The organism is Vibrio campbellii CAIM 519 = NBRC 15631 = ATCC 25920 (assembly GCF_002163755.1).
Classification (GTDB): domain Bacteria; phylum Pseudomonadota; class Gammaproteobacteria; order Enterobacterales; family Vibrionaceae; genus Vibrio; species Vibrio campbellii.
The window spans coordinates 371,157-384,693 of the sequence record NZ_CP015864.1; the positions used below are offsets into that span (position 1 = coordinate 371,157).

Below are 13,537 nucleotides of genomic sequence, written 5' to 3' on the forward strand. Positions count from 1 at the left end.
GTGATTTAGGTACAACAAAGGCGATACTGAGTATCGCTTTTGCTTTATTTGCTACTGACAGAGCTGCTAATCTAAATTAAGTGCGTTCTGCTAGGTATGCATCGTAGTCTGGTACTTCAATATCCACTTCTTGGTCGATCAGTGGAGAATTGAATAGGAACTTAGCGGTTGCACGGTTTGTCGCTACAGGGATGTTCCAAACACTCGCAATACGAAGTAGGGCTTTCACATCTGGGTCATGTGGAACAGCGTTAAGTGGATCCCAGAAGAAGACCAGTACGTCGATATTGCCTTCAGAAATTAACGCGCCAAGTTGTTGGTCGCCGCCCATTGGACCGCTGATCATGCTTTTGATAGCAAGGCCAGTTTCTTTGCTTAGCATATGGCCCGTAGTGCCTGTTGCGTACAAGAAGTGGCTTTGTAGCTTTTCTTTATTCTCTTTTACCCAACGAAGCAGTTCTGGTTTGCAGTTATCGTGGGCAACCAATGCCACATGCTTGTGTGCTGGCATGGTACGAGTTGTTTTTTGCATTAAGTTATTTCCATCTTTAATGATCTTAAATTCACTACCATCAAATAGAACACTTTTTTTGCCAATCAATCAACAGCCTTAACGCTGAAAGTCGGTCTATATTCTGACGGAGATAACGATTCTTCAATTGTGTCGTCATGAAGCGTCTTTGGTGTTAACGGTTTGATCACTGGGGATGCGTGTTCTTCATACGGTTCATGGCGTAAATAGTGCGTCGCTTGCATCACAGAAAGGCGTCCTTGCTCAACCATTTTGTCGGTTGGAGCGAACAGCACTTTATGACGAAGTAGGCCGCGATAAACACCGTGGCTGAGGTACACAGAAACCAGACCAATGTCTTTGGCCTTGCCTGCACTGCGCAGTTCACTGATGGCGGCCTCTATAGCCACGGCACTACCAACGATATAGTCGATGTTTCCCATATCAATCACGCGCTGAACAAGGTTACGCTGTAACTCCTTGTCGTTGTCGGCCCAGTAAGAGTCAACGATGTTAATGTCGCTGTTTTTGATGGCTTCATAAAACCCTGTCGTTACAGGTTTTGTTCCGCCACGAGTTCTTGGGCCAAGCAGCAGAGCAATATTGGTTTTACCTGAGCCCTTAGGGTGCTTTTCTGCTAAGTACTTGCCAGCTTCGTAGCCCATCCAGTACCAATCAACACCAACTACCCCTTTCAGCAGTTTGGTTTGTTCTTCATCGAGTTCAAGCTGGTTAACGGTGGCAAAAACTGGAGTATTGCCAACCCAGTTTTTAAGGTTGTGCTCGTAGGCTTGCGGATCGACCGTCCCGAGAATGATTGCATCGGCGCCCCATTGGGTACACAAAGCAAGCTGCTGCTCTTGACGGGTTTTGTTCGGATATCCCCCAGCTTCGAGAACGCGCAGGTCAACACCGAGTTTTTCCGCTTCGGAAACCATTCCATAGTTTACTGATAGCCAGTATGAATCCTTTAAATGAGGGTAAATGGCACAGATTTTTTCTGCAGCAAAGCTTGGCACTGAAGCGAAAAGTGACAATGCGAGTGTAGAATGTGCGAAAATTGTGCGATATGGACGCTGATTTATAACCATGAAATGAAGTTCGTTGGCATAGATTAAGTAAACACTGCAAAATATAACGTAATATGTCGCCGAACACGAATATTAAGGTCAGGAAAATATGTTGCTAGCTACCGCAAGCATCGGTCGTAAACTGTTGTTGTCCTTCATTGCTATGGCAATGTTGGTGATGTTATCAGCGTTAATCGGTGTATCAGGGTTCTCTCTGGTGGCAAAAACAGAAAGGAACGTCGTGGACTCTGCCATACCGGCAATGATAGAAGCTCGACAAGTATCAGAGCTCAGTACCCGTATTATTTCATCGGTGCAAATGTTGTCGAATGCGCAAAATGAACAAGAGCGTAAAGAGGCGGGACGCGTCCTGTTCGATCAACTTGAGTCATTGCTGACGCACATTAAAGAGTTGGGCGGAGAATCTTTTGATGCTCAGCTTCTTGAAGCGCTAGAAAATAACGTCCAGAACGTTATTAACAACCTAGCGGAGCTCGGCGTCACAGTAGAACGTAAATTGTGGCTAACCAAAGAGATCGACACTCGCGTTGAGGAAATGCGTTTGTTGAGCGAAGAGTTAGAACAGTTAACACGTACGCAAGTACAAAACACCAGTACGATTACGGTTGCTAACGTTACCCATATTTATGACCTGTTGGAATCCAACAAGAAAGCCCAAGTGTATCAAGCACTGGATGCGTTAGTTGAAGTCGACTTAGACCTTACTGAGCGACTGCATGAACTGCATTTGTTGGCGTTCAAAATGCTCAACCAGATTGAAGAAGCCCGCACACTCACCAACGTCGACCGTATTCAACAAATCCAAACGGCGTTTGAAGATAATCTCAAGATCATGAAGCGTCGTGTGCTTGCGGTAGAAGACCCAACTCGCTCACAACAAATGAGCCAGTTGCTCACTGATCTTGGTAAACGCCAAGTGGTGTTTACCATCTTGCTTCAACAGTATGAGAACAATGAACAGTCGCAAGAGTTAATGCAAAAAACGCTTGAGCTTTTCTCTGAGTTGAATGGCACGGTGAATAAGCTGGTGGACGACTCTAACCAGACCACGCGCGTTGCTGTTGACCAACTGACCAGCACCTTGAAGTTCGCGCAGTGGTCTCTGACGGTGATTTCTATCATTGGCCTTATCATCGTCGTAATCATTCTTTGGCGCGTTGTTTATGTCTCTGTAGTGAAGCGTTTAGCAGAGTACTCATCTGCGCTACTGTCTGTTGCCCAAGGTAACCTTGCGGTCGAGCTAGAAGTAAAAGGCAAAGATGAGCTGGCACATATGGGTCAAGCGATCATCACGGCACGTAACACGGCACAAGCACTAAAAGTTGTCGCCGAAGGCGAGGCGAAAGCCAAACGTGAGCTGGAAGAGCACAAGGAGCACTTGGAAGAGCTGGTTGAGCAACGTACATCCCAGTTGAAACAAGCAAACCGTCGTTTGAACGAAGAGGTGTTAAACCACGCCAAAGCGCGCAAACAAGCGGAACAAGCAAGCCGGGCGAAATCTGCTTTCCTTGCGACGATGAGCCATGAAATTCGTACGCCAATGAATGGGGTGTTGGGAACTGCCCGTCTACTGATTGACTCTGGTTTGAATACAATGCAAAAACGCTACGCGGAAATCATCAACCGCAGTGGTAAAACCTTGTTAGCCATTTTGAATGACGTATTGGATTACTCGAAAATCGAAGCCGGACACTTGGAGATCCGCAGCTTAGGTTTCGACTTGCATCAGATGGTGGAAGATACCTTCCAATTGATGAACGGAAAGGCACAAGAGAAGAAGCTATTATTCTCTTACCATATTGAAAGTGACGTCGGCCGTTACTGGAAAGGAGACGTTACGCGAATCAACCAAGTCTTAAGCAATTTGGTTGGAAACGCGATTAAATTCACTGAAGAAGGTGAGATTGATATCTACGTTAGCCTTAACCCAGAAGATGAGTCACAAGTTCTGTTTGAAGTGTCTGACACCGGTATTGGCATTGCCAAGAAAGATAAGAAAACGTTATTTGATGCCTTTACCCAAGCGGAAGGTGGGATGAACCAAACTGGTGGCACTGGCTTAGGTCTTGCGATCAGCCGTCGCATCATTCAAGCCATGGGTGGTTGTTTGGATGTGGATTCGGAAGAAGGTCACGGTAGCCGCTTCTGGTTCTCTATTCCCCTAGAAGAAAGCGAGCCAGTAGAAACCGTAACGATTGCAAATGCCCGTTGTAAGGTTCGTGCAAAAGTCCTACTTGTAGAAGATAACCCTGTTAACCGCGTGGTGGCGGAAGGCTTTTTAGAGAGCATGGGGCATGAAGTTACGATGGCAGAAAATGGCCTAGAGGCGGAGCAGATCATTGACAAGCATGATTTCGACATCGCTTTGGTTGATATCAACTTGCCAGATTGTAACGGTGCTGATTTAATCCACCGCCTCAAACGCATAGAGCGTAATAAGCCAGCCGACAAAGCATTGGCTCCTACGCCAATGGTCGCGGTTTCTGCTCATGTATTTGCTGAAGAAGTGGAAAGCTACTTAGCCGCAGGCTTTGACGGTTATTTACCGAAGCCAATGGAAAAAGAAGCGCTTGCGGCGCTCATTCAAGACATGTTGGATGGCAAACAGCTCTTACTACCTCAAGAGTGCGTTCTTCAAGATGAGACAACGACAACAACGAATAACAATGAAATGTTAGTCACAACAGACCCAATAGCAGAGGAGCCAGCGATGGTAATCATCAACCCGAATGTGATTCAATCAGACATGAAGTTTTTGGGCAGAGAGAAGATGCTGCACATCATCGATTTGTTCCGACAAACCAGTGCTGATGTATTAAGCCAAATGGAAGCTTCGGCGGAAAATGGTGAGAGCCGAGCGGTAAAAGATCTAGCCCACAAACTGAAAGGCAGTGCAGGTAGTTTAGGTTTAACGGCTTTGATGAAAACATGTCAGAGCATTGAGGTTGCAGCGGAGTCGCTGGAGGCATACACAGAGCATCACAACGCGTTAAAAACACAAGTGAGTGAGTCAGTGATTGCTTTGGACAATTTGATGACGCAATAAGCCCCTCACAGGCTTACTGCTTGAACCATAAACAAAAACCTCCGGTTTGTGCCGGAGGTTTTTTTCTATTTGGTCATGTCGTCTTCCCACTCAAACCGAGTGTCTATGGCATAAGGATCATCTTCAAATGGATGTTCAACTCTGCCACGCAAGTATTCGAGTTGGTGCTCTAACATGTTGACCGTGTCGTAATCCCCCTCTGAGCAAGCAACGTAAATCTGTTGCTCGAGAGCGGCAATGTTGTCTCGGATACTCATGAGAACCCCCTTAAATCATCAACGATTCTCAAAACGATTATAGTCAAGTAAACCAGATTCTATTGGTTGATTTGTACGATACCAAGCGTGGATTCGATCGCTAAATGGCCAGAACTTTTCTGAGCTTCGGCGTATCGCAAAATTATCCAGTAACTTAACGTAATCACTCTCTGATTTTAGGGTGCTAAATTGATCGACAAATTCTTTTACTTGATCTTCTTCGATCGAGAAAAATGCTGCCGGATAGCTACCAACGACTCCTCGAACGATGGTCATATCATCGTTGGCAAAGTCACGGTTGCTCTCTTCATTAAATAGGCTCGAAATGTTGATGTGCGCATTATTGTGAAGAAGGGTAAACAGCTCATCTTTCCCAGATTCACTGCGAACCATCAGCATGGTGATTTGCGGAACGGTTTTTAATCCCTCTCCACGAACTTGGTTGATACTCGCCAATTGCTGTTCGCTTTCTACTGTCAGCGCCGTATCGATGATATCGTAGCGTGGCAGCAGGATAGGTGAAACTTGCTTACGTAGAATATCCAATAGCTCTGACTTAGGATCATCAGTATGGTAGACGACGCTAGTTGGCTGACTAAATGGAGCGACATTGCGTTGCAAGAAATCACTTAACTGGCGGGGCTGATCTTGGTACCAGCTTGAATGTTCTTGATGACGCATATCCGCAGGAAGTAGGGCGATGAAGTTACTTTCCCCTTCCAGACGTAAGAAGTCCATGAACATGCGAGTGATCAGCTGGTGGCCAAAGTTACCGTAAACATCGAAACCAGCAACAAGCAGGTAGTGAATGCGTTCTAGGAGGGCATAGTCCAGTACCCAAGCGGTTTTAGGTTGCTCACCAACTAAGCCTTGTACCACCGATGCACTGTCAAAGTGTCGGAATACGGTAAGCGCAGCATTGGGGTTGGTGCCGTTGCCATCCCAAATTACGTCCGTAGAAAGGTTTTCACCGTTCTTAAACCATTTGTTGATGAAGTCAGATTTTGCTTCTAGGTAACGCGCTTGTTGGCGTGAGTATTTCACCCAGTTAGTCACGGGTACGGTATTACTCTCAAGCTCTCCCGGTAGCTTTAAATTGGCCGCTTGCGAGTGGTAGAACTCGTTCACTTCAGGGATGTCGGCTTTGTCTGGGTCTAGGAAGAATACCCAAAAGCGGTCATTAATCACGTTTAACGCCAGCTGCCCACGACATACCGGGCCTTTGATGTAAGCCATGATGGTGTTCTGAGCGTTGTCCAACATAAATTTGAAGCGAGACTTCACCGGCAAATCAATGAACGCCGTCATTGGGTTTGCCGCAATTTCAGGCTCATAGCTCGGCAGTTGTGCTACTTCATAATCCGCATCGATGAACCATTTTTTCCAATTCTCGATACGCTGTTCATTGAGCGCAAATGGCATGTGCGTTTTATCGACGATAGTGCCTTGCTCTGGAATGATGCGGTAGTAAATACGCTCGACCTTCGGGTCATCATATGGGCGACGAGTCGTAATACGTTTCACTGGCTGACCCGGCGGTGTCGCAGAGCGAACTAAGGTAAAGAAACGCGGCTGTTCGCCATCCAACTCAGAGAAGAATAGGTGAGATAAGAAAAGGTGCTCGTAAATGTAGCGAGCGGCAAGTTGATTTTTACGAGAGCTTTTGTTCAGTAATGCTTCGTACTTATCTATCTCTGTTTGTTGTTGCTCTGTCAGTGGTACATGCGCATTCATGATGGCGCCATTTTCCAACCACAGCATCAGGGTCTTATATTCTTCCGCCGTTAAGTTAGGCATACCAAAAGGCATTCCCCATGTCGGGTTATCACGTTCGTATTGATCGTACTCTTCAATGGTTGGACACGTTTGTTCACGATCGATGGAGAAATCAAAACCTTCTAATTGAACTTGGTCCGGTAATGGATGGCGTTCTTTTTGTTGCAGCATACGTGCAATCAAACCTGCGTCTATATTAGCCGCCATGCTCTGCTCACGCTCGTTGAGCACAGGATGAAAGCCAGCATTACGCCACTCTTGAGTGGTTTGCGCATCTTCAAATAAGCGAGTTGGAGCAGCAGCGGTCAAGCGTGTACCTTCGTAAACCAAGGCCTTGCTAGCACCACGGTCTATGCCTTCTACGGAAGAAAGTTTTAACTGACAAGGGGCGTCGTAGCAGGCATGACAGACCACACAGCGGTTATCAACGATGGGTTTAACATCATGTTGAAAGAAATCGGCTTGCGGTGTGTCGATGGTTGCCGTTCGCTCACGTACTTGTTGTGAGCCGAACAGTTGGTCGTAGTTCAGCCCTGCGTAAGTTGCACAGCCCGCGAATAAAGTGGCGATGCAGAGTATAAAAATCAAACGTAAATTCATTGAGTTATTTTGAGTAAATTGAATTTGCGTTAATTAAAGCAAAATACGCCGCTAAATACCAAAAATCGGAGCAATTCGCTCCGACTTTTGAGTTGGCATTGTTCGATAAAAAGCTGTTTTGTCGACCAATACTAGAACGCGTAAGTGACGTTAAAGCGGAAGTCTCGTCCTGGGCTTGCATAACCTTGAGCTACAGGACTGCCGATGTATGCCATGTACGATGCGTGGTCAAAGTAGTATTTGTCGAATACATTCTTAACAGACAGCGTCAGAGATAACTCTTCGTCTGCAATGGGCATCCAATATGCGTAAACATCATGCACACCATAGCCTAGCTTTTCTGGGTGAACGGTTGGATCCGCTACATCGGTTAGGCGCTCAACAAATCGAGCATTCCAGCCAAACTCCAGTGACTCCATTGGTTGGTAAATGAGGTCAAGAACCCAAGTGTCGCCGATAGATGTGCCCAGCGTTGAGTCTTCATCTGATAGTGGAGTACCGTTAAGTTCTGGACGAGATTGGTTGTAGCTCAAGCGAGCAGAGACATCAGCAATTGCATAACCTAAGTAAGCAGTAATACCTTGGTTATCAAGGTCACCAACGTTGGTATAAATGGCGCCTTGGTTTGTTACCACGTCTTTGATTGTACTATCAAAGAATGTGATGCCAGCGAAGAAATCATCGTATTGGTAATTTGCCCCTAGCTCTAAGTTACGTGCTTCTTCAGGCTTACGATTTGGGTCGTTTTCGCGGTAGTCGATAACAAACAGTTCTTTGATTTGTTGGCCACGAAACGCTTCTGCATAACTAGCAAATAGGTTCAAACCTTCCAACGCATTGTAATTAATACCCACGTTAGGGCTAAAGCCGCTCGAATCGAAGTCTTGCTCCATGTTATCAGTAAGCTCATACCAGTCATAACGAGCACCAGCGGTAAGAATGATGGTTTCTGTTAGCATCCAATCATCTTGAACAAACAAGCCGTAAACGGTGCCTTTCTCCTCATCGTTCTTTTTACCATCGTAGTTGGTTTCAAACTCAGATTTGTCTTTCTTGTAATCCAAACCGTAAACCAAGGTATGGCCTGTTAATTTGCTCGTATTGAAGATCTTTACGCCGGACGTTTGAATTGAGCCATCACTGGTGCCCCAGCGAGGGTGATCTTTATGAGCTAAGTGGCTATCGGTGTAGTAGAAAGTGGTGTCGAGATTGAAAAGGTCGCTTGCGTTATATTTGTGGTTAAGCGTAAAAGTAGAACGATCGGTTTCTTGATCGAGAGGCGCATTTTTAAAGCTTGGTTGGAAGTGGGGGCGATTTAAGCGACGGCCATCGTCGTTACGATAGTCGTAGCTTACCGAGAGGTAGTGTTCGTCGTTGAGTTGACCGGATAGCTTAAGGAGCGCAACTTGCTGTTCTAACGCAGTGTACGGCTGCTCCTGGCCTTTGCCGTCTTCGATGTTATCCCCGTCGACGTAACCAAATGATGCAAGTAGGCCAAGCTGATCGGCGACTTCTCCATACAAACTTGCCGAAACTTTGTAACCTTCATTATTGGTGTAGTAACCGCCTTTGAGCATAGCGCCGTAGGTTTCACCTGCAGTAAGGAGGTCATGTGCGTCTTTAGTGGTGAACTTTATAGCGCCACCCAATGCTCCTGGGCCATCTGTTGCTCGTCCTGCTCCCGCACTAACATCAACTTGCTTGAGCAGTTCAGGCTCGATTGATAATCGACCTTGGTGATGGAATAGGTTACCGGATTGTTCCGCACCGTCGATAGACACATTCAGCATGGTATCTTCCAGACCGCGGACATAGATCTTTTGAGAAACGCCAGAAGAGCCACCAACACTAATTTCTGCATCTTTACGGAAAATGTCATTCAGATCTTGTGCCTGAGATTTGGCGAGCTGATCGGAGTCAATCGTAATATCGATTCCTTCCGGAGTGTGGCCTAGCACCTCCATCACTTCCATGTCATCGTTGGCGTAAGTCACTTGGGAAGCGACGAAAAGGGCGATGGTAAGTGGGCTTAACTTAAATACGGTTGAAGCGGACACCGTAACCTCCATTGTTAATGAGAATTATTATCGAGTGAGATTTTGGTGATTCTTCCACTCTGAGTAAACGACTTTTACAACTGTTACAATCCTTGTAGTCAGCAGGCGTTAAACTCGCTTAGGCAAGGTAATATCCATAGTTAAACCTTGCACATGTGCGTTGTAGGCAACGATCTTGCCGCCAACCGCTTCAATGTGTCGTTTCGCCAATGCTAATCCAACACCAAAGCCTTTTCGGGATATGACTTGATTGTTGGCCTTGAAGAAAGGTTTGAATATTTGTTGGTATAAACTCGGGTCTATACCTGGGCCAGAATCAATGATGAGGATTTGATAATGTTCGAGGTGGTTAAGTATTCGAACTTCGAGTATCTCATCGGGTTGGGTGTATCGTAGGCCATTACGAATGACGTTTTCCAATGCTTGACTGAGAGCCATTTGATTGGAGTGTTGGATGGGTAATGGTTCGTCTTGATGTAGTGATATCTGTCTATCTGAGTACTCGAATCGGGCATCTTCGACGATGATTTCAACCAGTTCAGCTAAGTCAAATTCCTCTGTCCTAAGATTTGGTTGCTCGTTTTCAATCCATGCTAGTGTGAGTGTGTCTTCTGCGGTCGTGCGCATTTTGTGGGTATCGCTTTTGATTCGCTCCAACATTTGTTCACGTTCGATATTCTTATCTACACAATCAATGGCCATCTCAATTCGAGCGAGTGGAGTGCGTATCTCGTGGGACATATCGGCAATAAGGTTACGATTGTGGCGAATCACATCCGATGTGCGCTCTGCCATATAATCGAAGGTGCGTGCGACTTGGCTGATTTCATCATTGCCCAACTTCATAGTCTGACCAATTCGCGCTGAGTAATCGCCTTGACTGAAAGCTTGGCTTGCGCGGTGGAATTGCTGTAACGGGCGCATGACATAGCGGTACAAATAAACAGTCAGTGCGAGTAGAGAAAGAAAGGGGATAACGAAGCGAAACAACCAAAACGCGTGAGACATGTAGGTTCCCGGTCTCATCCGGTCAGGTAACAGAATCAAAAAGTGGTATCCGGAAGGGGACAGAGGGACTTCCATAATCGGGTTGTCTGGAAAATCGAGATGGATCTTCCATTCAACGCTTCGGCCAATACCATAGCCTTGCCAAAAACGTTCGTTAAGTTGGTTTCCCCCTTTTACGTCAAGGCGGGATTGCAGCACGGTCGTCCATGTGGACTCATCAATGGCGAGCTGTTCTAACCAGATGTCCAGTCCTTGCCAATCTTGTTGGTCTACATAGGTTTGTGCGGCATGTCCCCAGTCTAAAATTTGTTGGCGATGAGATTTTTTCAAATAGCTCATTTTCTCGTTGGAGAGAATGGCAGCGCTGTGAATCAAGGAGAAAAAGATCACCACGCCCAGGGATAAGACGACAAACAATCGCCAAAACAGCATCTTCTTCATTTAAAAATATATCCTTTACCATGCACGGTTTGGATTCGGTCGTTCGACATACCCTCCGCAATAAGACGCTTACGCACACGACTTAGATGCATGTCGAGGGCGCGATCGTATTGGCTGAACTGACGTTCTAAAACCGTTTGATAAAGGAAGGGTTTACTCAAAACTTCTTCACGGTGCTCGACCAAGGTCCACAGAAGTTTGAATTGAATAGGGGTCAGCTGAATTGGGGCCATCTCAGGGCGATGATGTATATTGACCGTGTGATTTTGTTTATCGAGCAGCAGCTCTCTTTCACTCAATTGTGTGGGGGAGTTGGGCTGTTGGATAAGTTGAGTGCGACGCAAAATCGCTTCAATGCGTAAGCTCACTTCCGTGAAGTTACAGGGTTTAGTGATGTAATCGTCGGCACCACATTTAAGTCCCTGAATTCGATATTCTTCTGCACCGTAAGCGGTAAGCATGACAACTGGGGTCTGTGACTGCGAGCGAATCACATTGAGTACTTCAAAGCCGTTTAGGTTGGGTAAGTTAACGTCCAGAATGACCAAGTCGAAGGCTTGTTGCTGGAATGCCTTTAACGCGGCGTCTCCTTCAAGCATTGAAACAACCTGGTAGCACTTCGCTTTAAGAAGCTCTGTCAGTTGTAGGTTCAGGTCTGGGTCATCTTCGGCCAACAAAATTGATGGAGCGGGAGCGGGTGGAATCGAAGATCTAATTGGCTTTGTATTAATATCTTTTAGTATTGAGCTGAACATAATGGAAGATGATTAATTGTTGATAATGTAAATTATTATCAACAATTCTCAAGTAACAATCAATCTGGTCAATAAGAAGCTCGCTCGTTACTTCAATCGTATCGTTAAATTGCGACATATTTGGAAGTTTTATACTGAGGCGATGCACTGTGGACATAAAAAAACACCAGGCGTGGTGGTTTTTTCAGTAGTAGCAAAAGAAACTATTTATTTTCTTAACTTCTGACTGAAGTTGCTGTAGCTGATTAATCTTGTCTAGTAGGTCTAGGGATTGGTAGCCCATAGAAAGCAGTATTCATCATTTGACCTTTCTTTTTTGTTCTTTGATCGCGATGACCACATGAGGTGTGGGTTTTAATGTGCTACAAATGACGTAGAGAAATAATATATTTACAATTGTTATATTTAAAAATATATACCCTAAAATCACTTTTATTCCTTTCTGATGGAGTGTCACTTCCATGTGACAAGCTTTTCGTCTTAACCCTGATAAAGACGGCTTAATCAATGTATATTTCATTTTTGAAATGTTCAAATAAAATAACACTGCAAAAATGGAATGATAATTTGCAAGTTTTCCGATTTAGATTATTAAAATTATCGGTGTATATTTCTTGGGGAACGGAAATACGGAGTGATTCCGTTTTGATTTTTAAATATGTGAATAATAATTATCAGATTAAATTTAATTCTGTGTATTAAATTTATCTTAATATAATTCTTCGTCACTAGGCAGTTTTATTTTGTGAAGTTTAATTATCAGAAGTTTAATTCGAAATTATTTTAAAGGGTGATTTATGGAAGCTAGTATTCACGACGATCCAATATTGGTGGCAGGCAAGAGGATTCTGATTGCTCAAGCAACTTTGGGTCTGGTATTCATCGCGTATGAGTACATGCGAAGCGGCTCTCTCAGTGCTGAGTCAGCGATTACTGGGGTGCTTATCGCGATTCTTCCATCTCTGTTCGGCATGGTATTCGCGTCCATTAAATCTAGGGTGAAACCAGAAGAGAGTTTGCGTGACCTCATGCATCTGAGTCGAAATATCAAAGTCATTTACACCATTGTGATGTTTGTTTTGACGTTTCGATTTATGGCTCTTCGCAACATCGTGGTCCTGATAGGCTTTTGTGTGACGATGTTTGGTCACTTCTTAACGCCGCTGTTCAGAGACCGCTTCGAAAGGAAGGCATAAATGGAGACTGTCCAGTCCGCTCATGAATATATTGAGCACCACCTGACCTTTCTCACCGCCGGCGACGGTTGGTTTGGAATTAACCTTGATTCCATGATCATGGTCTGGCTGACGGGGCTCGTTTTCATCCTTTCATTCCGTTATGCGGTGACGAAAGGAACGAAAGGAGTACCAGGACGATTCCAGTGTTTGATCGAGATAATATTTGAGTTCGTCGATGACATCGTAAAAGAAATATTTCAAGCTAAGGACAAGTTAATTGGTCCTTTAGCACTGACAATATTTGTTTGGGTGTTATTAATGAATGCCGTGGATTTGTTACCGATTGATTTAATTCCTGCACTTACTCGTGCTGTAGGCGTTGAACACTTCCGTGACTTACCATCCGCCGACGTCAATATTACGATGTCGATGGCATTAGGCGTATTTATTTTGGTGTTGGGTTATACGTTTAAAAACAAAGGCGTGAAAGGTTTTATTAAAGAGTTAACTACTCAACCATTTTCACATCCGCTGTTATATCCAGTGAACTTAGTTCTTGAATTGGTAACGTTAATTTCTAAACCAATATCTTTAGGTCTTCGATTGTTTGGCAATATGTATGCAGGTGAAATGATCTTCATTCTAATTGCATTAATGCCGTGGTGGATGCAATGGGCACTAAGTGTTCCTTGGGCACTGTTCCACATTCTTATTGTTGTTCTTCAAGCGTTTATTTTTATGGTACTGACCGTGGTTTATCTCGGCATGGCTGTTGAAGAGCATTAATTTCAAAAATCTTGTTTCTTAATTAAAAAAT

At 44.8% G+C, this 13,537-nt stretch carries 10 protein-coding genes; 3 read left to right on the forward strand and 7 right to left on the reverse strand.

The annotated features are described in order from the left end of the window. Window positions 1-76: 76 nt before the first annotated feature. Window positions 77-532, reverse strand: a complete 456-nt coding sequence (locus A8140_RS17470) for a methylglyoxal synthase (RefSeq protein ID WP_005431754.1) — start codon at window positions 530-532, stop codon at window positions 77-79. Between the two features lie 65 nt (window positions 533-597). After that, complete coding sequence (gene torT / locus A8140_RS17475; protein WP_265101007.1) at window positions 598-1,626, reverse strand: TMAO reductase system periplasmic protein TorT; 1,029 nt, start codon at window positions 1,624-1,626, stop codon at window positions 598-600. A gap of 64 nt (window positions 1,627-1,690) precedes the next feature. Here torT and torS point away from each other — a divergent pair, with 64 nt between their 5' ends. Beyond that, window positions 1,691-4,648 (forward strand): TMAO reductase system sensor histidine kinase/response regulator TorS, encoded by a 2,958-nt coding sequence (gene torS, locus A8140_RS17480; RefSeq protein WP_005533326.1) that lies wholly within the window; start codon window positions 1,691-1,693, stop codon window positions 4,646-4,648. A gap of 65 nt (window positions 4,649-4,713) precedes the next feature. Here torS and A8140_RS17485 read toward each other — a convergent pair whose 3' ends face one another. From A8140_RS17485 to A8140_RS17505, 5 genes are all read right to left on the reverse strand, one after another. Continuing rightward, entirely contained in the window at window positions 4,714-4,905 is a 192-nt protein-coding gene (locus A8140_RS17485; protein ID WP_005533325.1) for a hypothetical protein, read from the reverse strand. A gap of 18 nt (window positions 4,906-4,923) precedes the next feature. Further along, complete coding sequence (locus tag A8140_RS17490) at window positions 4,924-7,281, reverse strand: fatty acid cis/trans isomerase (RefSeq protein WP_033000302.1); 2,358 nt, start codon at window positions 7,279-7,281, stop codon at window positions 4,924-4,926. A gap of 131 nt (window positions 7,282-7,412) precedes the next feature. Further along, a complete protein-coding gene (locus A8140_RS17495; protein ID WP_005533321.1) occupies window positions 7,413-9,338 on the reverse strand; it encodes a TonB-dependent receptor domain-containing protein in 1,926 nt (641 codons plus the stop codon). Window positions 9,339-9,446: 108 nt separating this feature from the next. Then, window positions 9,447-10,787, reverse strand: coding sequence for a sensor histidine kinase (locus A8140_RS17500; RefSeq protein WP_005533320.1), 1,341 nt, complete (start codon window positions 10,785-10,787; stop codon window positions 9,447-9,449). Beyond that, complete coding sequence (locus tag A8140_RS17505; RefSeq protein ID WP_005533318.1) at window positions 10,784-11,542, reverse strand: response regulator transcription factor; 759 nt, start codon at window positions 11,540-11,542, stop codon at window positions 10,784-10,786. The genes A8140_RS17500 and A8140_RS17505 overlap by 4 nt, the downstream gene beginning before the upstream one ends. A 797-nt stretch (window positions 11,543-12,339) precedes the next feature. On the opposite strand from A8140_RS17505, the gene A8140_RS17510 reads away from it, so the two are divergent. Together A8140_RS17510 and atpB are read left to right on the forward strand one after the other, a co-directional pair. Beyond that, on the forward strand, window positions 12,340-12,738 hold the full coding sequence (locus tag A8140_RS17510; protein ID WP_005533316.1) for an ATP synthase subunit I: 399 nt from the start codon (window positions 12,340-12,342) through the stop codon (window positions 12,736-12,738). Continuing rightward, window positions 12,739-13,506 (forward strand): F0F1 ATP synthase subunit A, encoded by a 768-nt coding sequence (gene atpB / locus A8140_RS17515; RefSeq protein WP_005533315.1) that lies wholly within the window; start codon window positions 12,739-12,741, stop codon window positions 13,504-13,506. Window positions 13,507-13,537 lie beyond the last annotated feature (31 nt).

Bases quoted from the DNA above. Each gene is read 5' to 3' on its own strand.
- A8140_RS17490 (WP_033000302.1), bottom strand. From the start codon at position 7,281: ATGAATTTACGTTTGATTTTTATACTCTGCATCGCCACTTTATTCGCG.
- atpB (WP_005533315.1), top strand. From the start codon at position 12,739: ATGGAGACTGTCCAGTCCGCTCATGAATATATTGAGCACCACCTGACC.
- torS (WP_005533326.1), top strand. From the start codon at position 1,691: ATGTTGCTAGCTACCGCAAGCATCGGTCGTAAACTGTTGTTGTCCTTC.
- A8140_RS17505 (WP_005533318.1), bottom strand. From the start codon at position 11,542: ATGTTCAGCTCAATACTAAAAGATATTAATACAAAGCCAATTAGATCT.
- A8140_RS17470 (WP_005431754.1), bottom strand. From the start codon at position 532: ATGCAAAAAACAACTCGTACCATGCCAGCACACAAGCATGTGGCATTG.
- A8140_RS17485 (WP_005533325.1), bottom strand. From the start codon at position 4,905: ATGAGTATCCGAGACAACATTGCCGCTCTCGAGCAACAGATTTACGTT.
- A8140_RS17500 (WP_005533320.1), bottom strand. From the start codon at position 10,787: ATGAAGAAGATGCTGTTTTGGCGATTGTTTGTCGTCTTATCCCTGGGC.
- A8140_RS17510 (WP_005533316.1), top strand. From the start codon at position 12,340: ATGGAAGCTAGTATTCACGACGATCCAATATTGGTGGCAGGCAAGAGG.